1 protein-coding gene is annotated in these 243 nt (G+C 36.6%); it reads right to left on the bottom strand.

All coding sequences use genetic code 11. From position 1 onward, the window contains the following. On the bottom strand, nt 1–243 hold a 243-nt coding region (locus tag LI112_RS18050), incomplete at both ends, for an asparaginase domain-containing protein (RefSeq protein WP_227191226.1).

Raw genomic sequence — 243 nt, forward strand, 5'->3', positions numbered from 1 at the left:
TTCGTTGTATGTGTTTTTGTCACATAACGCGCCGTATGAATTTCATCATTCATCACGACTAAAACACCTTTATCGTACGATTCGTCTGAACAAGCAGTCCAAATAGCACTGATGAAATTATACAAGCCATCACTACCGATTTCGTTACTTGACCGCATTGCTCCTGTTAAAACAATGGGGATTTTTTTCTCTAAGGTTATATCTAAAAAATAAGCTGTTTCTTCTAATGTATCTGTTCCATGC

Origin of the sequence: Blautia sp. 210820-DFI.6.14 (assembly GCF_020558815.1) — a bacterium.
GTDB classification, from domain to species: Bacteria; Bacillota; Clostridia; order Lachnospirales; family Lachnospiraceae; genus Blautia_A; species Blautia_A obeum.